Source organism: Pseudogemmobacter sp. W21_MBD1_M6, from assembly GCF_052119585.1.
GTDB lineage: Bacteria > Pseudomonadota > Alphaproteobacteria > Rhodobacterales > Rhodobacteraceae > JBGQOJ01.
In genome coordinates, this window is sequence record NZ_JBGQOJ010000003.1 from 89,057 (window position 1) to 112,693 (window position 23,637).

At 60.5% G+C, this 23,637-nt stretch carries 22 protein-coding genes; 4 read left to right on the forward strand and 18 right to left on the reverse strand.

The genetic code is table 11. The annotated features are described in order from the left end of the window. Positions 1-84 precede the first annotated feature (84 nt). From ACEN2R_RS05960 to ACEN2R_RS05985, 6 genes are all read right to left on the reverse strand, one after another. Positions 85-705 (reverse strand): chloramphenicol acetyltransferase, encoded by a 621-nt coding sequence (locus tag ACEN2R_RS05960; RefSeq protein ID WP_442040209.1) that lies wholly within the window; start codon positions 703-705, stop codon positions 85-87. Continuing rightward, positions 705-2,027 carry a phosphonate ABC transporter, permease protein PhnE gene (gene phnE, locus ACEN2R_RS05965; protein ID WP_442040437.1) on the reverse strand — a complete coding sequence of 441 codons (1,323 nt, stop codon included), beginning with the start codon at positions 2,025-2,027 and terminating at the stop codon, positions 705-707. Before phnE (ACEN2R_RS05965) ends, ACEN2R_RS05960 begins: the two co-directional genes overlap by 1 nt. Before the next feature lie 2 nt (positions 2,028-2,029). Continuing rightward, complete coding sequence (gene phnE / locus ACEN2R_RS05970; RefSeq protein WP_442040211.1) at positions 2,030-2,884, reverse strand: phosphonate ABC transporter, permease protein PhnE; 855 nt, start codon at positions 2,882-2,884, stop codon at positions 2,030-2,032. Between the two features lie 83 nt (positions 2,885-2,967). Next, complete coding sequence (gene phnD / locus ACEN2R_RS05975; protein ID WP_442040439.1) at positions 2,968-3,879, reverse strand: phosphonate ABC transporter substrate-binding protein; 912 nt, start codon at positions 3,877-3,879, stop codon at positions 2,968-2,970. Between the two features lie 49 nt (positions 3,880-3,928). Further along, complete coding sequence (gene phnC / locus ACEN2R_RS05980) at positions 3,929-4,753, reverse strand: phosphonate ABC transporter ATP-binding protein (RefSeq protein WP_442040213.1); 825 nt, start codon at positions 4,751-4,753, stop codon at positions 3,929-3,931. A 113-nt stretch (positions 4,754-4,866) separates the two neighbouring features. Next, complete coding sequence (locus ACEN2R_RS05985) at positions 4,867-6,258, reverse strand: hypothetical protein (RefSeq protein ID WP_442040215.1); 1,392 nt, start codon at positions 6,256-6,258, stop codon at positions 4,867-4,869. Positions 6,259-6,515: 257 nt separating this feature from the next. Here ACEN2R_RS05985 and ACEN2R_RS05990 point away from each other — a divergent pair, with 257 nt between their 5' ends. Continuing rightward, positions 6,516-7,544, forward strand: a complete 1,029-nt coding sequence (locus tag ACEN2R_RS05990; protein ID WP_442040217.1) for an NADP-dependent oxidoreductase — start codon at positions 6,516-6,518, stop codon at positions 7,542-7,544. On the opposite strand, the gene ACEN2R_RS05995 is transcribed toward ACEN2R_RS05990, so the two are convergent. The 9 genes from ACEN2R_RS05995 to glpD all read right to left on the reverse strand — a co-directional run bounded on the left by ACEN2R_RS05995 (position 7,541) and on the right by glpD (position 17,904). Further along, positions 7,541-8,680, reverse strand: coding sequence for an iron-containing alcohol dehydrogenase (locus tag ACEN2R_RS05995; protein WP_442040219.1), 1,140 nt, complete (start codon positions 8,678-8,680; stop codon positions 7,541-7,543). The genes ACEN2R_RS05990 and ACEN2R_RS05995 overlap by 4 nt on opposite strands. Before the next feature lie 18 nt (positions 8,681-8,698). Beyond that, entirely contained in the window at positions 8,699-10,186 is a 1,488-nt protein-coding gene (gene glpK, locus ACEN2R_RS06000; RefSeq protein WP_442040221.1) for a glycerol kinase GlpK, read from the reverse strand. Positions 10,187-10,291: 105 nt separating this feature from the next. Further along, positions 10,292-12,016 carry an ABC transporter substrate-binding protein gene (locus ACEN2R_RS06005; protein ID WP_442040223.1) on the reverse strand — a complete coding sequence of 575 codons (1,725 nt, stop codon included), beginning with the start codon at positions 12,014-12,016 and terminating at the stop codon, positions 10,292-10,294. A 68-nt stretch (positions 12,017-12,084) separates the two neighbouring features. Then, positions 12,085-12,360, reverse strand: a complete 276-nt coding sequence (locus ACEN2R_RS06010; protein ID WP_442040225.1) for a DUF2160 domain-containing protein — start codon at positions 12,358-12,360, stop codon at positions 12,085-12,087. A gap of 12 nt (positions 12,361-12,372) precedes the next feature. Further along, positions 12,373-13,221, reverse strand: a complete 849-nt coding sequence (locus tag ACEN2R_RS06015; RefSeq protein ID WP_442040227.1) for a carbohydrate ABC transporter permease — start codon at positions 13,219-13,221, stop codon at positions 12,373-12,375. Beyond that, positions 13,221-14,093 (reverse strand): carbohydrate ABC transporter permease, encoded by an 873-nt coding sequence (locus ACEN2R_RS06020; RefSeq protein WP_442040229.1) that lies wholly within the window; start codon positions 14,091-14,093, stop codon positions 13,221-13,223. Before ACEN2R_RS06020 ends, ACEN2R_RS06015 begins: the two co-directional genes overlap by 1 nt. Further along, positions 14,093-15,190, reverse strand: a complete 1,098-nt coding sequence (locus ACEN2R_RS06025; protein ID WP_442040231.1) for an ABC transporter ATP-binding protein — start codon at positions 15,188-15,190, stop codon at positions 14,093-14,095. Before ACEN2R_RS06025 ends, ACEN2R_RS06020 begins: the two co-directional genes overlap by 1 nt. A gap of 2 nt (positions 15,191-15,192) precedes the next feature. After that, the gene (locus ACEN2R_RS06030; RefSeq protein WP_442040233.1) at positions 15,193-16,281 is read right to left on the reverse strand and encodes an ABC transporter ATP-binding protein; all 1,089 of its coding nucleotides are present in this window, start codon (positions 16,279-16,281) and stop codon (positions 15,193-15,195) included. Positions 16,282-16,299: 18 nt separating this feature from the next. Beyond that, complete coding sequence (gene glpD / locus ACEN2R_RS06035) at positions 16,300-17,904, reverse strand: glycerol-3-phosphate dehydrogenase (RefSeq protein ID WP_442040235.1); 1,605 nt, start codon at positions 17,902-17,904, stop codon at positions 16,300-16,302. 300 nt (positions 17,905-18,204) lie between these two features. Between glpD and ACEN2R_RS06040 the strand changes: the two genes are divergently transcribed. Next, positions 18,205-18,963 (forward strand): DeoR/GlpR family DNA-binding transcription regulator, encoded by a 759-nt coding sequence (locus tag ACEN2R_RS06040; RefSeq protein WP_442040237.1) that lies wholly within the window; start codon positions 18,205-18,207, stop codon positions 18,961-18,963. On the opposite strand, the gene ACEN2R_RS06045 is transcribed toward ACEN2R_RS06040, so the two are convergent. Continuing rightward, positions 18,960-19,709 carry a TSUP family transporter gene (locus ACEN2R_RS06045; RefSeq protein ID WP_442040239.1) on the reverse strand — a complete coding sequence of 250 codons (750 nt, stop codon included), beginning with the start codon at positions 19,707-19,709 and terminating at the stop codon, positions 18,960-18,962. The genes ACEN2R_RS06040 and ACEN2R_RS06045 overlap by 4 nt on opposite strands. 367 nt (positions 19,710-20,076) lie before the next feature. Here ACEN2R_RS06045 and ACEN2R_RS06050 point away from each other — a divergent pair, with 367 nt between their 5' ends. Further along, a complete protein-coding gene (locus tag ACEN2R_RS06050; protein ID WP_442040241.1) occupies positions 20,077-21,054 on the forward strand; it encodes a response regulator in 978 nt (325 codons plus the stop codon). Beyond that, entirely contained in the window at positions 21,051-21,386 is a 336-nt protein-coding gene (locus tag ACEN2R_RS06055; RefSeq protein ID WP_442040243.1) for an Hpt domain-containing protein, read from the forward strand. Before ACEN2R_RS06050 ends, ACEN2R_RS06055 begins: the two co-directional genes overlap by 4 nt. Before the next feature lie 3 nt (positions 21,387-21,389). Here the strand turns inward: ACEN2R_RS06055 and ACEN2R_RS06060 are convergent, their stop codons facing one another. Together ACEN2R_RS06060 and ACEN2R_RS06065 are read right to left on the reverse strand one after the other, a co-directional pair. Further along, a complete protein-coding gene (locus tag ACEN2R_RS06060) occupies positions 21,390-21,773 on the reverse strand; it encodes a response regulator (RefSeq protein WP_442040245.1) in 384 nt (127 codons plus the stop codon). Positions 21,774-21,798: 25 nt separating this feature from the next. Further along, the gene (locus ACEN2R_RS06065) at positions 21,799-23,436 is read right to left on the reverse strand and encodes an ATP-binding protein (protein WP_442040247.1); all 1,638 of its coding nucleotides are present in this window, start codon (positions 23,434-23,436) and stop codon (positions 21,799-21,801) included. Between the last annotated feature and the right edge of the window lie 201 nt (positions 23,437-23,637).

A 23,637-nucleotide genomic window follows, 5' to 3' on the forward strand; every position in this document is an offset into this window, starting at 1 on the left:
TGACGACAAATCAGCCGCCGGTCTTATGACCGGCGGCTTTTTTATATGTTGCGGGTAAAAGAGGAAACTGGATCAGACCACCGGTCAGGACTCGAATTTATCCAGAAAAGCCGTGACGGTCAGCGCCCTGAATTCGGGCAATCTGGCCCCCAGCAGGTCATGGTCCCAATCCCACCACGCCAGCGCGATCAGCCGGTCGGCGATGTCCTTGGGTTGGCGGGTGCGGATCGGGCGGGCCGGAATGCCCGCAACGATCGTATAGGGCGCAACATCCGCCGTCACGATCGCCCCCGAGGCAACAACCGCGCCATCGCCCACTGTCACCTCGGGTTTGATCTGCGCGTTATGGCCAATCCATGTGTCATGCCCGATCACTGCCCCGCGGGCGCGCCGGTGCGCGAACCATGCGGCGTCATCGGGGATCTGGGGCCAATAGGCGGCAGAACGATACATGAAATGATGCAGCGATGCGCGGTCCAGCGGGTGATCGGTGGCACCGATCCGCACAAAGCTGGCGATATTCGCGAACTTCCCGACCTGCGCATTGGCGATATCGGCGAAACGGTCGCAATAGGAATAATCCCCCATCGCCACATTGCTTAGCCGGCTGCCGGTGCCGATTTCAACGTAGCGGCCAAGCTGGCTGTCGGTGATCTCGCAGGCGTCGTGGATCTGCGGCAGGCTCTCGGACAAGGCGCGCGCCATCAGTCGCCCTTGATCAGGCGGCGGCGCAGGATACCGGACAGCCAGTCCATCGCCATGACCATCAGAATGATCAGCACGATGTAATAAGTGACCTCCTCCCAGTCGCGCTGGGTGACGATCGCCTGGGTCAGCAACAGCCCGATGCCACCCCCCGTGATCGCGCCGATCACCGTGGCCGATCGGGTGTTGGATTCCAGATAATACAGGATCTGGCTTAGCAAGACCGGCACGATCTGCGGCACCACGCCAAAGCGGTAGCGTTGCAGGGGTTTGGCTCCGGTCGAGGTCACGCCCTCTATCTGTTTTTCATCCACATTCTCGACGGCCTCTGAAAAGAGTTTGCCGAAGGTTCCGGTATCGGTCAGCATGATCGCAAGCGCCCCCGTCAGCGGCCCCGGACCAAAGGCACGGGACAAAAGGATGGTCCAGATCAGCCCGTCCACCCCGCGCAACAGGTCGAACACCCTGCGCACGGCAAAGCGCAGCGGCCCGAAGACCGAAAAGTTGCGCGCGGCGGCAAAGGCCAGCGGAAGCGCGATGATGGCCGCGCCAAAGGTGCCAAGAAAGGCCATCAGCACGGTTTCGAACAGCGCCCATGCGACGTCATTGTGGCGCCATGCGGAATTCGTCCAGACACCATGCACCATCGCGCCGATATTGCTGCGATCAACGGTCAGCCTTGGGCCGGTGACGGCAAGGGCTGCAAGCTCGCTCAGGGATTTGCCATAGAACGGGCTGTCGAGGGTGAAAAAGAACATCTCCCACCCCAGCGAGTAGCGGAATACCTCTGAGCGGTTGCGGGTGACCGACAGACGGCCCGCATCGGTGGTCACGGCAAGGCGGGTGTCACCGACGTTGATCCAGTCGGGCACCGGCCCTGCGGGCAGGGTCGTGGTCACGCCGCTGCGCGATGGCACGGCGGTGATCACGCCGTAACCCGGCACGTCGAATGTAACGGCTTCAGGCGCGAAAACCACGACGTTGCCCTTGCCCAGGTCGATCTGCGTTGTCTGTCCCAGCGTGACCCAATCGGGGGTCTGGTCGGGGCCGAAGGTGCCGCGGCGCTCTCCCTCGATCGCGATGCTGACCTCGCCCGATCGGTTGTCGCGGGTGACATGGGTCTTGTAGCTATAGCTGTCGGCGACCAGCGTCGCGGCATTGTCCATGCGGGCGCGGTCGGCAAGGCGGGCAATGTCGAAGGCAAAGAACACATAGACCAGATAGGCCAGAAAAAGCGCGGGAATGCCGAAGGACAGCAGGCGCTTGCGCAGAAACTGCCGGTCGGTGTGGCCGCGCAGCAAGGTCAGATCGGTTGCGGTCATGCTCATGGTTTTGCCCCTTGGGTCAGTCGGGTACGGATCACGCCGGACAGTTGGTCAACGGCGACGATGGACAGGAAGAGCAGCAAAAAGATCGCCGCCGCCTCGTCATACTGGCCCTGCCCCCAGCCCATCGCGTTGCGCAGTTCGTATCCGATGCCGCCCGCCCCGACAAAGCCAAGGATGGCCGAGGCGCGGATGTTGATCTCGAACCGCAGCAGGGCATAGCTGAAATAGTTGGGGGCGACCTGCGGGATCACCCCAAGCCACATGCGCTGCGCCCAGCCCGCGCCGACGGAATGCAGCCCCTCGACAGGCTTAAGGTCCGCGTTTTCGTTCACTTCCGAGAATTGCTTGCCCAAGGCGCCCGCTGTATGCAGCGCGATGGCGATCATCGCCGGAACCGGCCCGCTGCCCATGACAAAGATCAACACCAGCGCCACGACGATTTCGGGCATGGCGCGCATGATATCCATCATGCGGCGGAACACCGGGATCAGCGCGGGCCAGCGCGCCAGACCGCGGGTCGAAAGCAGCGACAACACCAGACCGGCTGCGCCGCCGATCACCGTGGCCGCGCCCGCGATGTTCAGGGTTTCGATCAACGAGGGCACAAATTTCAGGATGTGCACGGTCAATTGGCCGCGCTCGTCCCATGCCTCTGCCAAAAGGTCAGAGGGAAAGTCGAAAATATTGCCGATGCCGGACCAGAAGCCCCCCGCATTGCGCGCGTCGGCGGTCATGAAACCGCTGACCATCAGGCTGACGAACACCAGAATAAGGATGCCGCTATACATCCGTTTGCGGCGGACAAGGTCCATGTAGTCTGCTGTGATCGTGTTTGCGGTCAGTTCCGCCATTTTCCTGCCCCGCTTGACATAGGTCGTCCATAAAAATTGACGGGCCCCGGAATAAACCGAAGCCCGCCAGATGTTGATGAAATTCAGTTGCCCTTCAATTGACGGGCAGCCACGATCGACAGGTAGGCGTCATGGGTGACAGGAATGAAGTCTTTCGCTTCGCCCGCTGCAACACCGTAGGCGCATTCCTTGTCAGTTTCATGAAGGTCTGCGGTCAGCTGGATGACCTTTGCCTTGATATCGTCCGGCAGAGTCGAGCGGACAACCATCGGACCTTCGGGGATCTCTTTCGATTTCCAGATCTGGACGATGTCATTCATGTCGACAAGGCCCGCATCGACTGCACGGCGCAACGCGCCAGAGTTATAGCCGTCTTCCCAGTTGCCAAGGCCGTCGGTCCAGGTCACGCCGCCGTCCACGTCACCATTGGCAACAGCCACGATGGTCTGCTCGTGGCCACCGGTGAACTTCACCTCGCCGAAGTAATTGCCGGATTCCATCGTGCCGCCGGTGACGGTTGGAATTTCAACCGAAGGGATCAGGAAGCCAGAGGTGGAGTTCGGATCACCGAAGGCAAAGACTTTGCCCTTCAGGTCTTCCAGTTTGGTGATGCCAGAGTCCTTGCGGGCCATACCGATCGAGTAGTAGCCGGTCGAGTCGTCCACATTCTGCTTGATCAGGGCCACATCGACCGCCTTGGGGTCGGTCAGATAGATCTTGGCGTAAGACGAGGCACCCATCCATGCCAGATCAAGCGCGCCGCCCAGCAAGCCCTGGATAACGCCGTCATAATCAGCAGGTGTGAACACTTTGGTCGGCACGCCAAGCGCCTCTTCGATTGCCGCACGGTAGCATTCGTTCGATGTCATGCGGTCCTGCGCGTTTTCACCGCCAAGAACGCCGATGCGGAATTCGGTGATGGCGTGGCTGTCAGCGAAGGCCGCGCCAGTCAGGGTCGTTGTTGCCACAAAGGCTGCAAGAAGGGTCTTTTTCATGTCACTCTCCAGATGGAACCGCCAGATGTCCGGCGGCAGGGTAAAGGGGTTATGCGGGGGCATTTGCGGCGCGGCGGGCGCGTTCGACATGCGCCTCGGCGCCGTCAAGGCTGGTCGAGGTTGCGGCCTCCGAGAAGGTCTCGTCGGCACCGTAGATGTCGCGGGCGACACCGGTTGTCAGTTGCGCGGGCGTGCCGTCGAACACGACGCGCCCGTCGCGCATCCCGATCACGCGGTCGCAATAGGTGCGGGCGGTATCAAGGGTGTGCAGGTTGGCGATGACCATGCGGCCGTCTTCCTCGTGGATGCGGCGCAGGGCCTGCATCACCACTTGGGCGTTCATCGGGTCAAGGCTGGCGATGGGCTCGTCCGCAAGGATGATCTTGGGGTCCTGCATCAGCGCACGGGCAATCGCGACACGCTGTTGCTGGCCACCCGACAGTGCCTCGGCGCGCTTGGTCGCGTGTTCTGCCACACCCAGACGGTCAAGGATTTCAATTGCGCGGTGGATATCGCCTTGAGGGAACAGGTTGAACATCGTGGCCAGAGTAGAGCGGCGGTTCAATGTGCCGTGCAGCACGTTCGACACCACATCCAGACGCGGCACCAGATTGAACTGTTGAAAGATCATCGCGCATTCGGATTGCCACTGGCGCTTGGCGCGGCCCTTTAGCGCGGTGATCTCGCGGTTGCCGTAGTGGATCTCGCCCTCGGTCGCATCGGTCAGGCGGTTCATCATCCGCAGCAATGTGGATTTGCCCGCCCCCGAGCGGCCGATGATCCCAATCATCTTGGGTTCGGCCGCATAAAGCGAAACAGCATCGACAGCCGCTTTGTCACCGAACCGTTTGGTCAGTCTAGTTATGTTCAGCACACTCAAATCCCCGCAGTTGTTAAGCGGGGTCTAAGGTGCGGGGTTCAACGTTATGTGTCGGTTGGCTGAAGGTTTTGTGACAAAGCCCTGCGCTGCCGCCAATGCGACACGCTTTAGGTCAGCGCCACAAAGGCCACCCAAAAGGACATAAGCACAGCACAAACCAGCGTATATATCCCGTTCCAACGCACCCCGACATGGAACGCGCTGACCCGCCCCAGAGAGCCGATCATCATCGTCGTCGCCGTATAGGGAGAGCTGGCACCGCAAAGCGACCAACCGGCGGTCAGCCCGACAACGATATCCACAGGATCGACCCCCATGGTCGCGGCATCGGGCAAAAGCGGCACAATCAACGATACCGACAGGATCGGGTTCATCCCCAACTGCCCCGTCACCGGAATAACCCAGACCAGCGCCACCAGAATGGTCCAGCCCGGCACCGACGACAGATCAAGCCCCGCAGCCCTGACCAATGGCGCAAGAATGACCGTGCCCATCCCGCCGATGAACCCGGCCATCATCAGCAGCACCAGCTCTGACCGGTAACCGGGCAAATGGCGCGTGACATAGGTTTGCACCTGCCCCACGGCCCCTGCGGCATGGCCCTGCCCCCGATGCTGAACCACAATCCAGATCAGCGCGATAAACGGCACCACCGGCATGACAACCCCCGCCGCGCGGATGCCCGTCGCACCATGAAGACCGCCAACCAAAACACCAAAGATCACCAACAACAGCACAAGCGGCAGCATCACCGCCCATGTGCCCTCCGGTTTGCCGCGCACAGGGGCCGGCGCGGTCAGGCGCGGCTTGAATATCGTATCAAGCGCCCAGCCGGTGACCGCCAGAATCGCGGCGGTGACAAGGCAGGGCCAGACCACCTGCGACCAAGGCGCACCCGGCACCAGAGAGGTGGAAATGGCGATGGCCAGCGACAGGGGCGACCACGGCAAGGTGGACACGAACCCGCGCTGGATCGCCAGCAACATGCGGCGCAGGCGGTGGGCGCGGATCTCGGCGTTGGGTTCCTGATGTGCGTTCGCCGCCGCCATACCGCCCAGCAGGCCAAGCGCGCCATAGGTCAGCAACAGCCCGAACAGATGCCCGCCCACGGTCAGCGCGGCATAGCGCCGTCCGGGGGGTTGCTGGGCCAGAAACCGGCCGCTGCGCAAAATAGCGGGAGAGGTCTCCGACGCGTTGCGCAATGTGGCCAGCGCCGTAAAGAACGCCGCGATAAAGGCGGCACGGCCAAGCGCGGTCAGGGTCAGGTCGGCCCAGTCGGGGCGCGTCAGAACCGCCGCCACAAACAACGCCAGCCCCACAACCACAAAGATCTGCCGTGACCAGCGCACCCGCGTGAACAACAGCGCAAGAATGGCAACCACCCCCGCCGCCGCCAGATGGGAAAACAGCGCGTCTCCGGTCCATTCGACAAGGATGACAAGCACCGTCAGAAGGATCAGCAGGCTACCGCTGGCTTTGTCGATTGCCGCCTCACGCATTTTGAAAACCCCTGCCCGCCCGGCGCGTTTGTCGCGTGCCGTCACACGAAACCCTGTCATTTGGTAGCCTAGCCCTGTGGCACTGACCACAGTGTGCCCGCAGCATCCCCGCAGAAATATCGAATTGTCGGGGTCCGGGCGACAGCGATCGCCAACGGGGGCATCCCGGCCTGTCCTTTGGCCCCCGGATGGTGCAACATGGGGCAAAGACCGTGCCGTGGGGCAAACCCGCGCCCGCCCTAACCGAAAGCACCCCCATGCCCCAGATTGCCCGTCGTATCGTTCTTGCCAGCCGCCCCAAGGCCGAGGCCGCGCTGGACAATTTCCGCATCGAGGACTTTCCCCTGCCGGAACCGGAGCAGGGCCAGTTCATCGCCCGCACGATCTGGCTGTCGCTGGACCCCTATATGCGCGGCCGGATGAACGACGCCAGATCCTATGCCAAACCGGTCGAGGTGGGCGGCGTGATGGAGGCGCAATGCGTGGCCGAAGTGACCGCCTCGCGCCATGACGGCTTTGCCGTGGGCGACATCGTCGTGGCGCCCAACGGTTGGGCCAGCCACGGAATATCCGACGGCACGGGTGTGCAAAAGATCGACCCCGACGTTGCGCCGATCTCGACGTATCTTGGGGTGCTGGGCATGCCCGGCCTGACCGCATGGGTCGGGCTGAACGACATCCTGCGCGCAAAGGCGGGCGAGACGATTGTGGTTTCTGCCGCGACGGGGGCTGTCGGTAGCCTTGTCGGGCAACTGGCCAGACAAAAGGGCCTGCGGGTGATCGGTGTCGCGGGCGGGCCGGAAAAATGCGCCTTTGCGGTCAGTGATCTGGGCTATGACGTCTGCCTTGACCACCGCGCGGGCGATGCGGCAGCGCTCAGTTCCGCGATTGCCGGTGCCGCCCCGAACGGGGTTGACCTGTATTACGAAAACGTCGGCGGCAAGACGCTTCAGGCGGTGCTGCCGGTGATGAACACCCATGGGCGGATTGCGCTGTGCGGCATGATCGCGTGGTACTCGGGGGCGGCGGATGCCATGCCGGCCCCTGCCATCTGGGGTGCGATCCTGCGGCAGCGGCTTTGCGTTCAGGGCTTTATCATCTTCGACCACTATGACCGGATGCCCGCGTTTCTGGCCGAGGTCGGACCTCTGGTCAAATCCGGCAAGGTGGCCTACCGCGAAACCGTGGCCGAAGGGCTGGAGGCGGCACCGGCGGCATTTCTGGCGCTGCTGAAGGGCGGAAATTTCGGCAAGCAACTGGTGCGCGTCGGCGCCGACCCCACCTAGGAGCGGGCCAAGATGCGGGCCAGTGTCGTTGCAGGCAAAGGCAGGACATTGCCGCGCATGGACGAGGACGCCGCCGCCTCGGTGGCGATGCGATCAAAAAGGTCGGGCGTTACGTTCAGTGCGGCAAGTCGCGGGCTGCCCCATGCGTCTATGCGGGTTTCCAGATGGGCAAAGGCATCCTCGCTGTGCCCCAGACTGGCGTCGATCCAGCCCGCCACCTGATCGAAACGGTCGATCGCCCGCCCCTGCGCCACACAGGCGGCGCGGTTTTCGATCAGCACGGCGGGCAGCAACCGCCCGCAGATCGCCCCGTGGGGCGCGCCACACAAGCCGCCGATCACCCCCGCCAGACCATGCACCGCACCAAGGCCGGAATTGGCAAGCGCCATGCCACCGATCAGGCTGGTAAAGGCCAGATCATCGCGGGCGGCGGCGTCTTCGCCCTGCATCAGACGGCCAAGCGCCGACAGCCCGCGCGGGATGGCATCGCGGCACAGCGCGTCGGTCAGCACGTTGGCCTTCGACGACAGGTAAGGCTCGATTACCTGCACCACCGCATCAAGGCCCGATGCCAGCGTCACCGGACGCGGGCAGTTATCAGTCAACGCGGGGTCGATGATCGCCAGCACCGGCACCATACGGTCATCGCGCAGGCTGACCTTACGGGCATGGTCGGGCACGGTGATGACGGCGTTTTTCGTCACTTCCGCGCCGGTGCCCGATGTTGTGGGAATGGCGATGAAGGGCAGCGGGGCCGGGCCCAGCGGGCGGCCCTCGCCCACCACCTCCAGATGGATCATGGCGGGGTGCGGGCCGGGGATCAAGGCCGCAGCCGCCTTGGCCAGATCAATCGCCGATCCGCCGCCGACGGCCACAACCACATCGACCCGCGCCCGACGGCCAAGGGCGACACAGGCGTCAAGCTGCGGCAGATCGGGTTCGCCTGACGCAAACACCGGCACGACATCGCAACCGGCCGCAATCAGCGTATCTTGCAGCACGTCGACCCATGCGACAGACCTGCCCCGGACCAGCAGAACCCGGCGCCCCAGCGCGGTGATCGCAGGCGCTGCCGCATCGCGGGTTCCACGACCGAACCTGATCCGGCCAGATGTCATAAAATCAAACGATATCATTATAATACACCCCGTTCTTCAATAAGAAAGCGTGGCCTTTACCGCGCGTTTCCAGGCGGCATATTTCGCCTCGCGCTGGTCGTCGGCCATCATGGGCGTAAAGGTCTGTTGCAGCGCCCAGCTTTTGGCAAAGCCCGCCTGATCCGGGTAAAGCCCCGCCCGCATTCCAGCCAGCCATGCCACCCCGAGGGCTGTGGTTTCCAGCACGTCGGGGCGGTCTACCGGGGCGCCGGTGATGTCGGCCAGAAACTGCATCGCCCAGTCCGACGCGCTCATCCCGCCATCGACCCGCAGGGTGGCGCTGGCACCTTTGCCCTGCCAGTCGGCCTGCATCGCCTCCAGCAGGTCGCGGGTCTGGTAGCCGACGCTTTCCAGCGCGGCGCGCGCCAGTTCGGCGGGGCCGGAATTGCGCGTCAGCCCGTAGATCGCGCCCCGGCATTCGGCGTTCCAATAGGGCGCGCCAAGGCCGGTAAAGGCGGGCACAAGCACGACCTGCTGCGTCGGATCGGCTGTTTCTGCCAGCGGTTGCGTCTCTTTCGCCTCGCGGATGATTTTCAGCCCGTCGCGCAGCCATTGCACGACAGCACCCGCAATAAAGATAGAGCCTTCAAGCGCATAGGTGGGTTTCCCGTCCAACTGATAGGCGATGGTGGTCAAAAGCCGGTTGTTGGATACGACCGCAGTATCGCCGGTGTTCAACAGCGCAAAACACCCCGTGCCATAGGTGGATTTCATCATGCCGGGTTCGAAACAGGCCTGACCCAGCGTCGCCGCCTGCTGGTCGCCCGCGACGCCCAGCACAGGGATCGCACGACCGAACAGGTCGGGGCGGGTCATGCCAAAATCAGCGGCGCAATCCTTGACCTCTGGCAGCATTTCCATAGGAATATCAAAGAGATCGCAGATGGTCTTGCTCCACCTGCCTTTGTGGATATCATACAGCAGCGTGCGGGCGGCATTGGTGGCGTCGGTCACATGGGCGGCCCCGCCGGTCAGCTTCCATATCAGATAGGTGTCGACCGTCCCGAAGATCAGCTTGCCCACGCGGGCGCGGTCGCGCGCCCCGTCCACATGGTCGAGGATCCATTTCAGCTTTGTCCCCGAAAAATACGGGTCCATCAGAAGGCCGGTTCTGGCGGTGACCATATCGGCGTGGCCCGCGTCGCGCATCTGGCGGCAGAAAGGCGCTGTGCGGCGGTCCTGCCACACGATGGCGTTATGCACCGGCTGGCCGGTATCGCGGTCCCAGACAAGGGTGGTTTCGCGTTGGTTGGTGATGCCGATGGCGGCGATGTCTTCGGGGGCAAGCCCCGCCCGTTCGATCGCGGCGCGGCAGGTGCCTGCGGTGGTGGACCACAGATCGGCGGGATCATGTTCGACCCATCCGCTGTCGGGATAATGCTGGGGGAATTCCTCTTGTGCGGAGGCCACGACCTTCATCGCGGCATCGAAAATGATCGCGCGGCTGGACGTGGTGCCCTGATCAATCGCAAGAATATGGCTCATCGAAGGCCTCCCTCCCTCTTTCCCTGTCAAAAAGGCGGCCGCCTTTGGCAGACAGCCGCCTTCGCGTCGGTGTGGGTCAGGGCCGAAAGGCCCCGACCAAAGGCGTTACTGCCAGGACTTGATCAGCTCTTCATAGCTGATGGTCACAGGCGTGTCCTTTTCATTTTCCAGCATCAGCTGAGGCGCAAGGGTTCCGCCGTCGACGGCAACCTTGTTCCAATAGGCCAGATCATGCTCTTCGGCCATTTTCGGGCCGATGTCGCCCTGAACGCCGGACCGCTCGATCCGCTCCATGACTTTTTCCTGCTCTGCGCACAGCGAGTCCATGGCCGCCTGCACCGTCTTTGCACCCGAAGACGCATCGCCGATGTTCTGCCACCACAACTGTGCCAGCTTTGGATAGTCGGGAACGTTGGTGCCGGTTGGCGACCACTGAACGCGGGCCGGCGAGCGGTAGAACTCGATCAGGCCACCCAGTTTCGGCGCGCGCTCGGTAAAGCTTTTGTCCTGGATCGTCGACTCGCGGGTGAAGGTCAGGCCAACATGGCTTTTCTTGACGTCCACGGTTTTAGAGGTGACGAACTGGGCATAAAGCCATGCTGCCTTGGCGCGGTCCGCAGGCGTGGATTTCATCAGGGTCCAGGCGCCAACGTCCTGATAGCCCAGTTTCATCCCGTCCTTCCAGTAGACGCCATGCGGCGACGGTGCCATGCGCCATTTCGGCGTGCCGTCCTCGTTCATCACGGGCAGGCCTTCTTTGACCATGTCCGCGGTGAATGCGGTATACCAGAAAAGCTGCTGCGCGATCGCGCCCTGTGCCGGAACCGGACCGGCCTCGCCAAAGGTCATGCCCTGCGCTGCGGGGGGTGTGAATTTCTTCAGCCATTCGACATATTTGGTCACAGCATAGACCGACGCCGGGCCGTTTGTGTCGCCACCGCGTGCCACGCAAGATCCGACAGGACGGTCGTTTTCGTCAACGCGGATGCCCCATTCGTCAACCGGCTTGCCGTTCGGCAGACCCTTGTCACCGTTTCCGGCCATCGACAGCCACGCATCGGTGAACCGCCAACCCAGGGACGGGTCTTTTTTGCCGTAATCCATGTTGCCAAAGATTTCCTGACCGTCGATCGTCTTGCCGGTAAAGAATTCGGCGATGTCCTCGTAGGCCGACCAGTTGACGGGAACGCCAAGGTCATAGCCGTATTTTGCCTTGAACTCTTCCATGAACGCCGGATCGGTGAACCAGTCCTGACGGAACCAGTAAAGGTTGGCGAACTGCTGGTCGGGCAGCTGATACAGCTTGCCGTCGGGGGCAGTTGTGAAATCGGTGCCGATAAAGTCGGCCAGATCCAGCGTCGGGCTGGTCACGTCCTTGGCCTCGTTCGCCATCCAGTCGGTCAGGTCGCGGGCCTGCTGATAGCGCCAGTGGGTGCCGATCAGGTCAGAGTCGTTGACATAGGCGTCATAGATGTTCTCGCCCGACTGCATCTGGGTTTGCAGCTTTTCAACAACGTCGCCCTCGCCGATCAGGTCGTGGGTGATCTTGATCCCGGTGATTTTGGCGAATTCGGCGGCCAGAACCTTGGATTCGTATTCATGCGTGGTCAGCGTTTCCGACGCCACGTTGATTTCCATGCCGGCAAAAGGCGCTGCCGCATCGACGAACCATTGCATTTCCGCCTCTTGATCGGCGCGGCTTAACGTCGAAAGATCGCCGATCTCTGCGTCCAGGAACGCCTTTGCGGCGTCCATGTCGGCGAATGCCGGACCTGCCAGCAGACCAAGCGCAAGTGCAAGGGCCGTTGAGGATTTAAGATTGGGGTTCATTTGGTTTCCTCCCTTAAGAACCGATAGTATGCGGCGGGCATTTCCGGCCCGGACCGCGGCGAAACTGACTAGACCCAGCGAAAGACCGCTGCGGCATAGATCAGACAGGCAAGCAGCGCGTAGGGCTGCGGTGCTATTTCCAGCCCCAGCCATGCCAGATTGATAAAGGCAGAGCCGAGAAGCGTGATGAACAGGCGGTCGCCCCTTGTGGTTTCGATCCGCAGAACGCCGGTGCGCGGCGTTTCCGGGAACTTGATCGCAAGCACGGTGAAAATCACCAGAAGGCAGCCGATTGTGACGAAGAAGATTGCGGTTGGTGTGGTCCAGGCCATCCAGTCGAGCATGGTGAAACCCCTTTATACGCGGCCCAGGGCAAAGCCCTTGGCGATGTAGTTACGGACGAAATAGATGACCAATGCGCCGGGCACGATGGTCAGCACCCCCGCCGCCGCCAGCACACCCCAGTCCAGGCCAGAGGCGCTGACCGTGCGGGTCATGGTCGATGCGATCGACTTGGCCTCTACCGTGGTAAGGGTGCGGCTGAGCAACAGCTCCACCCACGAGAACATGAAGCAGAAGAACGCCGCGACGCCGATGCCGCTGGCAATCAGGGGCATGAAAATCCGGATGAAGAAGCGCCCGAAGGAATAGCCGTCGATATAGGCGGTCTCGTCGATCTCTTTCGGCACGCCGCGCATGAAGCCCTCTAGGATCCACACCGCCAGGGGCACGTTGAACAGGCAATGCGCCAATGCCACCGCGATATGCGTGTCGAAAAGCCCGACGCTGGAATACAGTTGAAAGAACGGCAGTGCGAACACGGCGGGCGGGGCCATCCGGTTGGTCAGCAGCCAGAAGAACAGGTGCTTGTCCCCCATGAACGAATACCGGCTGAAGGCATAGGCGGCAGGCAGCGCCACGGTCAGGCTGATTGCCATGTTCATGAACACATAGATCAGGCTGTTGACATAGCCCATATACCAGCTGGGGTCGGTCAGGATCGTGGCGTAGTTCGCAAAGGTCAGGTTGCGCGGCCAAAGAGAGAACGCCCCGAGGATTTCGGTGTTCGTCTTCAGGCTCATGTTCACCAGCCAGTAGATCGGCAGCAAGAGAAACAGCAGGTAAATCCCCATCACCACGGCAGAACCGTTGATGCGGTAGCTGCGGCTGCGGGGGATCGCGGGTGCGGGTGCGGTGTTGGTCATCACAGGCCATCCCTTTTGTCGAGGTTTGTCATAACGGTGAAAAACACCCATGAAATCAGAAGGATAACAAGAAAATACATTAGACTGAACGCCGCCGCCGGGCCAAGATCGAACTGGCCAAGGGCCATTTTCACAAGGTCGATGGACAGGAACGTCGTAGCATTGCCCGGCCCGCCACCTGTGACCACGAAGGGCTCTGTGTAGATCATGAAGCTGTCCATGAACCGCAGCAGGATCGCGATCATCAGCACGCCGGCCATCTTTGGCAGTTCGATAAAGCGGAACACTTTCCAGCGGCTGGCCTGATCTATCTTGGCGGCCTGATAATAGGCGTCGGGGATGGATTGCAGACCGGCATAGGCCAGCAGCGCCACAAGCGAGGTCCAGTGCCAGACATCCATCACAATGACGGTGGCCCAGGCGGCAAAGCTGTCCTGCGTGTAATTATAGGCGATGCCCAGTTTGTCCAGCGTATAGCCAAGCAGCCCGATATCGACGCGGCCAAAGATTTGCCAGATGGTGCCGACCACGTTCCACGGGATCAGCAGCGGCAAAGACATCAGCACCAGACAGAACGAGGCCCAGAACCCCTTTTTCGGCATATTCAGCGCGATAAAAATCCCCAATGGCACCTCTATCGCCAGAATGATCGCCGAGAACAGAACCTGGCGGCCAAGGGCGTTCCACATCCGTTCTGACGCCAGCATCTCTTTGAACCAGTCCAGACCGGCCCAGAAAAACACGTTCTGGCCAAAGGTGTCCTGAACAGAGTAATTGACCACGGTCATCAGCGGAATAACGGCGGAAAAGGCCACAAGCAGCAGCACAGGAAGCACCAGAAACCACGCTTTTTGATTGACTGTCTTGTTCATCAGGCGGCCTCCTCTTTCGCACTGCCCACAGGCGCCACACGCCAGTCGTTGCGGTAGACATTGATCCCTGCCGGATCAAAGACAACGCGGTTCATATCCGCGCCAATCACATCACCTTCGGCGGCTATTACATTGATTTCATGTCCGTTCATTTCTGCGCGAACGATCTTGTGGCGGCCCACATCCTCGACCCTTCGAATGCGCACGGGCAGGCCTTCGGGGCCGCGTCCCAGCCGGATGAATTCAGGCCGCACGCCGATCTGCACTTTGCCGTCCAGCGCGCCATACCCCGCCCCCAGCGGCACCTCTGTGCCGTCGATGATTGCGGTGGCACCCGTCACCTGCGCATCCAGCACGTTCATGCCGGGTGATCCGATGAAGTAACCGACAAACGTATGCGCGGGACGCTCGAACAGTTCCTGCGGGGTGCCGATCTGCACGACGCGGCCATCATACATGACGACCACCTTGTCGGCGAAGGTCAGCGCCTCTGTCTGGTCATGGGTCACGTAGATCATCGTGTGGCCGAATTCGTGGTGCAGGGATTTCAACTGGGTCCGCAGTTCCCATTTCATATGCGGGTCGATCACCGTCAGCGGCTCGTCGAACAACAGCGCGTTGACGTCCTCCCGGACCATGCCGCGCCCAAGGCTGATCTTTTGCTTGGCGTCCGCCGTCAGGCCGCGCGCCTTGCGGTTCAGCATTTCTTCCATGCCGATCATCCTGGCGATCTGGTTGACGCGGGCCGCGACATAAGACGCATCCGCACCGCGATTGCGCAGCGGAAAGGCCAGATTGTCGTGGACGGTCATGGTGTCGTAGACCACCGGGAACTGGAACACCTGCGCGATGTTGCGCTGTGCCGTGGGGGCATTGGTTACATCCTGCCCGTTGAACAGGATACGCCCCTGCGATGGATGAAGAAGGCCGGATATGATATTGAGAAGAGTGGACTTTCCGCAACCGGACGACCCAAGAAGCGCATAAGCCTCGCCGTCGGCCCAGTCGTGGTTCAGCTCCTTCAGGGCGAAATCATCCTCGGATTTCGGGGTCTTCAGATAGGAATGCGCCAGATTATCAAGCGTGATCTTTGCCATGGTTACGCGGCCTCCGCATAGGCGGCGGGGGCAACCAACTTGCCATCCTCCGCGAAGATGTAGACATGCGCGGGGTCAAGGTAGACGGTCAGATCCTGCCCCAACGTCAGATTGCGCACCCCGTGGATCAGACCGACCCAGCGTGCGCCCTCGTGATCCAGATGCACAAAGGTTTCCGACCCGGTGATCTCTGTCACCGACAGGCGGGTTGTAAAGGCGATGCTGGTCTTCGTTTTCGGCTCCAGCTCCAGATGGTTCGGGCGGAATCCGGCCAGATATTTCCCGTCGCGCAATGTGGCAAGCGTGCCGGTTGCGGCGGCTGTTGCCCCTTTGCCGAAGGACAGCGTATCGCCGGATTTGGTCAGGCTCATGAAATTCATCGGCGGGTCGCTGAACACCCGCGCCGTGGTGGCGTTGACCGGTCTGCGATACACCGACGGGGTCAGCCCGAACTGCGTGACGCGGCCCTCCCACAGGGTGGCGGTGTTGCCGCCCAACAGCAGCGCCTCTTCGGGTTCGGTAGTGGCATAGACAAAGATCGACCCCGCCTCCTCGAATATCTTCGGGATTTCGGCGCGCAGTTCCTCGCGTAGTTTGTAGTCGAGGTTGGCCAGCGGTTCGTCCAGCAGCACCAGCCCCGCATCCTTGACCAGCGCGCGTGCCAGCGCACAGCGCTGTTGCTGGCCGCCGGACAATTCCAGCGGCTTGCGGTCCAGCATCGCACCCAGCTGCATCAGATCGGCGGCCTTGTGGACGGCGGTGTCGATCTCGGCCCTGGTCTTGCCCATCAGGCGCATCGGCGAGGCGATGTTGTCGTAGACGGTCATGCTGGGATAGTTGATGAACTGCTGGTACACCATGGCGACCTTGCGGTCCTGCACCCGCATTCCGGTCACGTCCTTGCCGTTCCACAGCACCCGACCGGTGTTGGGCACGTCCAGCCCCGCCATCAGCCGCATCATTGAGGTTTTCCCCGAGGACGTCGGCCCAAGCAGCACGTTCATCGTGCCGTTCTGCAACGTAAGGTCTGTCTTATGAATATGCGTCTGGCCGTTTATGACCTTCGAGACGCCCTCTAGTACCAGTGTCATTGTTTCTCTCTCCCCGCCCTATTTCGCTGCCGAAATGGTGCGTTTTGGCCCTTTGGCCTTCATCCAGTCGTCCAGTTGCGCGATGTCCGCCCTTGTCATCCGCAGGCCCAGTTTGGACCGGCGCCAGACGACATCCTCTGCCGCACGCGCGAATTCCTTCTGCATCAGCCAGGTCACCTCTGCTTCGGTCAGGGTCGCGCCGAAATCGCGCCCCAGATCCGCCAGCGTTTCCGCATCGCCCAGCAACGTCGCGGCCTCTGTCCCGTAAGCGCGCACAAGGCGGCGGGCCCAAGGCGCGTCCACAAACCCAAAGGCGGCTTGCAGTTCGGCAATCAGGCGGTCCACATCCCCCACCGGAAAATCCCCGCCGGGCAACGCGACACCCGCCGTCCAGCCCTTTGAGGGCGCGTCAAAGAACGGCACGATCTTGTCCAGCGCATGTTCCGCCAAACGGCGGTATGTGGTGATCTTGCCACCAAACACGTTCAGCATCGGTGCACCGCCGTTTGTGTCGACCTTCAGCGTATAGTCCCGCGTCGCCGCCGTGGCAGAGCTTGCCCCATCGTCATAAAGCGGGCGCACGCCGGAATAGGTCCAGACGATATCGTCCCGCGTGACCGGCTTTTTGAAATACTCGGACGCAAAGGCGCACAGGTAATCCTGTTCTTCGGGGGTGCAGACCGGCTTGACCGACGGGTCGTCCTGTTCCGCGTCGGTGGTGCCGATCAGGGTGAAATCCGTCTCGTAGGGGATGGCGAAAATGATCCGGCCATCAGTGCCCTGAAAGAAATAGCATTTGTCGTGGTCGAACAGCTTTTTCGTCACGATATGGCTGCCGCGCACCAGCCGAACGCCCTCGGCAGAGTTGATACGGACCGTATTGTGAATGATGTCGCCGACCCAGGGACCGCCGGCATTGACCAGCATCCTCGCGCGGATGTGCTGTTGTGTGGCGGTCTCGCGGTCCTCGACCGTGACGTCCCAGTGGTCACCGTCCCGCACCGCCGCGATCACCTTGGTCTGGACCATGATCCGCGCGCCACGCGTCTGCGCATCGCGGGCGTTCAGCGCAACCAGACGCGAATCCTCGATCCAGCAGTCAGAATATTCGAACGCGCGGGTGAACTTGTCCTTCAACGGGCGGCCCGCCGGATCTGTCGTCAGGTCCAATGTGCGCGTTGCGGGCAGGATCTTGCGCCCGCCCAGCGTGTCATACAGGAACAGGCCCAACCGGATCAGCCATGCCGGACGACGGCCACGCATCCACGGCATGACGACGTTCAGCACCTTGGATGTGGGCGTGTCAGACTCGAACCGCATGTCTTTATGGTAGGGCAGCACAAAGCGCATCGGCCAGCTTATGTGGGGCATGGCCCGCAACAGCGTCTCGCGCTCGATCAGGGCCTCGCGGACAAGTCGCACCTCGAAATATTCAAGATATCGCAATCCGCCGTGGAACAGTTTTGTCGACGCCGAGGATGTGGCAGAGGCCAGATCGTTCATTTCGGCCAGCGCAACAGTCATCCCGCGCCCCGCAGCGTCACGCGCAATACCGCACCCGTTGATGCCGCCGCCAATGACGAACAGATCAACGTCCTGCGTGAATGATTGCTTCTGTGACACGACGACGGCCTCCCACCCTTCATACGAATCTATTCGATATTTCTATGGTATGGCACGATATTTTGGAAGATATTTTTCGTTTATGTTCGTTTTTAGTTCGTTATTTTAAAATCGAACCTGTCGGGCGTTTCCCTGAAAACATAGGTTTTGGCGCTGGAAAATCACCCGCTGTCTGGCATTCAACCGGGGGGTATCCAAAGAAACCAATGCTGATTTGCCGAAACCATGCGCGAAAATGTTGCTTTTCCATCCAAAGCGCGGATATCTGTTCGGACCCCTTGCCCAAGATCAGGAATGCAAATGTCACAGAGTTTTCGCCTGCCAGAGATCATCGAGATCGCACGCCGGAACGGAAAGGTGACCGTCGAAGAGCTTGCCGAACATTTCGATGTCACGCTTCAGACCATCCGCCGCGACCTGACAGAGCTGGCAGAGGCCGGAAAACTGGACCGTGTCCACGGCGGGGCAGTGCCGCCATCGGGCACCACGAACATCGGGTATCAGGAACGCCGCAAGCTGAACGAGCCGGCCAAAACCGCCATGGCGCGCGCCTGCGCCACAGCCATTCCCGACAGCGCCTCGGTGTTTCTGAACATCGGCACCAGCACAGAGGCCGTCGCCCGGGAATTGTTGACCCACCGGAACCTGATGGTGGTGACCAACAATATGAACGTCGCCAATATATTGGCCGAGAACGCCGACTGTCAGGTGATCGTCACCGGCGGCGTCTTGCGACGGTCGGACGGCGGGCTGGTCGGCAATCTGACCACCCAGACGATCGAACAGTTCAGGTTCGATCTGGCGATCATCGGATGTTCCGCAATGGACGAGGACGGCGACCTGATGGATTTTGACATTCAGGAGGTCGGCGTCAGCCAGACCATCATCCGGCAGTCGCGCAAGACGTTTCTGGTGGCGGATCATTCCAAATTCAAACGCACAGCCCCCGCCCGCATCGCGGCATTGCGCAGCATTCACACGTTTTTCACCGACAAGGCCCTGCCCGCCCCGCTTGCCGGTCGCTGTGCGGAGTGGGGCACCAGGGTGATTGTCTGTTAGGAAAGCGCCGACAGGATCAGCTTGACCGCAAGCACCGCCAGAAGCGCAAGCAGAACCCGGTCAAAGGCATCTTTTGACACAGAGCGCGCCAGCCATCCCCCGACGGGCATGAACCCCAACAAGGGCACAAGCGCCAGACAGCTGAACAACAGGGTGGTCGGCGTCAGGATGCCGACCCAGACCAATGCCGGCATCTGCGCCAGGGACATCACCGCAAAGAACAACGAGATGGTCGAAATGAACAGCACCCGCTCCAGCCGGATCGCGTTGAGAAAGGTGATCGAGACCGGTGCCGACAACCCCGACGCCCCCTGAAGCACCCCTGCCGCCACCCCCATCGGCACTGCAAGCCGCGTCGCCAGCCCCAGCGACAGCACCATGCCGGGCCAGACCAGCCGCACCGCGATATATAAAAGGACGCCGCCCGCCACGATCAGCGACAGCGTATCGACCGAAAGATTTGCCAGCAGATAGGTTCCAAGCAAGGCCCCCGCCGCGCCCCCGACCGCAAACAACCAGGGCAAAGAGCCGCCCAAACGCTGATCGCGGAATTTCCAGACCTGCAAAAGATTCGTAAGCAGGTTCGGCACTATCATCATCACAACCGCCATGCGCACATCGAAGAACGCGGCGATCACGGGGATCGCAAGAACAGGTGCTCCCGCGCCGGTTGCACCCTTCAGGATGCCGCCAAGAGCCAGTGCGACAAAAATTGCGACAAGCGCCAAAGGGTCTGTGAACTGCATATCACCGTCACTTGTGGTTGCGGGATGGCAAGCACCGGAACGCGCCCTGCGCGGCCCATGAATTGCCTGTTTCAGGTCGGATTACAAGGACTGCCAGGGGCAAGGCCTTTGCCCTTGGTGCGCGCTCAGAGAAAAGGCATGCCCGCCCTGCCCGAAAGGGTCTGCGGTCTCACCCAGCCGCGCCCTTTCTCATACAAAAGATAAATTTTTCGTTAATTGGAATGGAAATTGTGCCACACGCCACAATCTCGCCGTAGTTCGCGGTCAGGTTGAATGTCAGAGGGGCACAGAATACGACCGTTCGCGGTCAGGTTTTGATCACTGGAAAATTTCGGTTTCTGATAAAAACACCACTGGAGAATGCGCAATGAAGATTCTGGCAGTCGACGATGACCCAATCATCCTGGAATTGCTGTCTGAACTGCTTGCCTCGTTTGGCGAACATGAGATGACCACGGCGCTTTGCGCCGCAGAGGCGCTTGACGAGCTTTCCAAAACCCCCACCCCGTTCGATTGCTTCTTGCTGGATATCCAGATGCCCGGCATCGACGGCATCCAGTTGTGCGAAATTCTGCGGGACATTCCGGTTTACGCGCGTGCGCCGATCGTGATGATCACCGCGATGTCCGACAAGCGCTACATTGATGCCGCGTTCTCGGCCGGGGCCACCGACTATGTGAACAAGCCCTTCGACATCATGGAACTGCATGGCAGGATCAATGTGATCGAAAGCATCGTTGCAGAGCGCAGAGGCAGGACCGACAAGATTTTTGCCGTCAAACAGGCGGGAAAGGCGCAGCCGCGCAAGCAACATATTGACCTGCACGAACCTGTCGCGATCAACGAGGTTGACGGGGTGATCGAATATTTCGCCCTCGAAAACTATCTGACACAGCTGTCGCGCGGCGCGATGTTCGGCTCTACCGTCTTTGCGTTCAACATTCGCGGGATCGAAAAGCTGCACCGCGAAACGACTTCGTTCGAGTTTCAGGGCCTGATTGCCGACGTATCCGAGGCGATTTCGGAAAGCCTGAAACCGCATCAATTCCTGATTTCCTATGCCGGCAACGGCACATTCGCCTGTGTGACAGAGGGCGGATGGAAACCGGATATGAAGCTGCTGACATCCGAGATCGACTGGACCCTGTCGCAGATGGACCTGCACAGAAACGGGGGGGAGCCCCTGACGATCCGGGTTTGCGCGGGCCACCCCGTGCGGCTGATCTGGCGCAGCGGACAGGGCGCGATGGATGCCCTGATCGAGGCCCACGCAAGCGCCGAAGAGGCGAGCATCAAACTCGAGAAAGAACTCGATCACATCTGGTTTCTGGGAGAAACCGCATGACCGCCGTCCCCGCGAACCTGCCCGGCCTTGAGCGGATCAGGGCGCGGTTTCTGGTCATACTGGCAGAGCGCCAACAAGAGCTGGAGACCCTGCGCGACGCAATGAATCGACCGGAGCATTGCAAGGCAGCGCTGAAACAGGCCCAGTTTATCCTGCATAAAATTGCGGGCACCGCCGGAACCCTCGGGTTTCCCGAATTCGGCGCACAGGCACGGACAATCGAAAACCAAATCATTCGGCATCTGGATAACGCGGCCCCAGATCTGCCCCTTATTGTCGGCAATCTGGACCAATTTCTGGATCTGTCAGACGCGCTTTGCCAGGCGGCATAGGGTTCAGGCGCGGCTCTTTACCTTTTGCAGCAATGCCTTGATCTGGTCCGGCAATGCGATCGGATCGAACGGCTTGACGATCACACCGATGGCCCCCAATGCAATCAGCGCCTCGATCTCTGAGGGTTGCGCCCGCGCCGTCATAAAAATTGTCGGCACGTTCTCCAGCCCGGAAAGCTGGCGCAGCTTTTCCATCACCGTCTGGCCATTCATTCCCGGCATCATCACGTCTAGCAGCAACAACTCTGGCTGGAACTTTGGCGCGACCTCGATTGCGCTTTCACCGGACGAACATTGAACAACGTCAAACTCGCCGGACATTTCCAGCGACATCATGGCGATTTCCTGAATGTCCAGGTCGTCCTCTACATGCAAAATGCGCGTCATGGTTGCTCCCTTACAGATCAATCAACTATGCAGCGCGAGAGCTACCAGATGCAACCCCTTCGAGTAGCAACGGCAGCTCGAAGTAGAACTTTGTGCCGTGCCCGTCTTCGCTTTCAAAGGCGATCTGGCCACCATGGCTTTCGACAATCGCCTTCGCGATGCTCAGCCCAAGGCCGGTGCCGCCCGCCGCACGGCGATCATTGTTTTCGGCCTGTGTGAAACGTTCAAAAATCTTCGATTGTGCCTCTTTGGGAATGCCGTCGCCAAAATCCTGCACCGTGACACGGTAGCGATCATCAAGGGTCTCTACGATGACGTGCACCTCGCCGCCGGGGTTGGAGAATTTCGCGGCATTGGACAGCAGATTGTTCAAAACCTGCAAAATCCGATCTGGATCAAAGGTCGCCCTGGCGGTGCCTTGCAGCCCTTTTGTCACAATCCGCACGTCGAAGCGGTCGGCGAACTGCTGGTTAGCGATCACCGCCTCATTGACCACCGACACCAGATCGTTGGCTTCCATCCGAAATTCCATCTGGCCTGCGGCGATCTTTTCAAGGTCGAGAATGTCGTTGATAATCAACACCAGCCGGTCGGCATTTCGATGGGCAATTTCCAGCATTTTCCGTGATTTGTCGGTCAGATCACCGGCGGCACCGGACAACAGCAGACCCATCGCGCCCTTGATCGACGTCAAAGGCGACCGCAGTTCATGGCTGACCGTCGCGATGAATTCATCCTTGGTTCTTTCGATCGCGATCCGTTCGGACACATCGCGCAGAACCGCAACGCATCGCATATCGCCAAGTTCGGGCCGGATCAGTTGCAACGAAATGTCGAACGGAACGCCCCAGACGGAAATCGAGCCCTGGAACCGCTCGACCTTGTCATCGACAAGGGTTGCGATCTTTGCCCGGAATTCATCCGCGTCCAGATCGGGCACATCATCCACAAAGGTCTTCTGAAGGTAGGTCTGGCAATCATGGCCATGCCGTTTCATCGCGGCTTCGTTCATGTAGGTATAGCGCAGGGTCACAAGATCGAAGATATAGATTTCGTCCGACAGCTTATCCAGCATCATGCTGACATCGCGCTGTGCCGCATCCATTTTCGTCGAGGTGATATCGGTCCTGACAGAGATCGCCCCAAGGAAAACGCCACCATCCCCAAGGCGCGGCATGATTGTCGCGCGGGTCCAGATCGTGCCGCCGTCGCGGCGCAGAATCCGCGTTTCGCCCGACCAGGTATTACCCTTTTCCAGCTCTTGCCTGATATGGACAAAACGTTCGTTTTCGTCTTTCGGATACAGCACATCGGCGCTCTGTCCGATCAGTTCCCCCGGTGCGTAGCCCGTCGCCTCGGTGAATTTTTCGTTTGCATAGGTGATCCGCGCGTCCGTATCCGTCAGGGTTACAATCGCATGAGAGTTCAGCGCAGCCACTTCATGCGCAAGTTTAGAATGTTGTGTGGACAGGCTTCTGCGATCTGCGCGTGACCGCATCAACGACCAAAGCCCAAGCCCGAAAAGCGTTGTCGTCGACACCGCAAGCGATGACAGTGTCGAATGGAACTGGGTCGGCGTTAAGGTAAAAGCATGGGCGGCGGTCCCGCCTTGAAGACTGAAGAAGGCAATGCCCCCGAAAGAGTAATTTTTAAATAAATTCAACACTAAGCTTGCCTCTGTTCAGATGGGCAATCGCGCGCATTCAATACCGCATCTGCCGTTTCTCTAAGATCCTTGCCTCAATGCCAGGCCTCATTATCATCAATCTGCAAGCTCATGATGCCGGAACTATTGGCTATTTTCATGCTCGAAAAATGACCAAAACAAGACATCAAGGCCAAAGGAACGCCGCAGCCTTGCCGG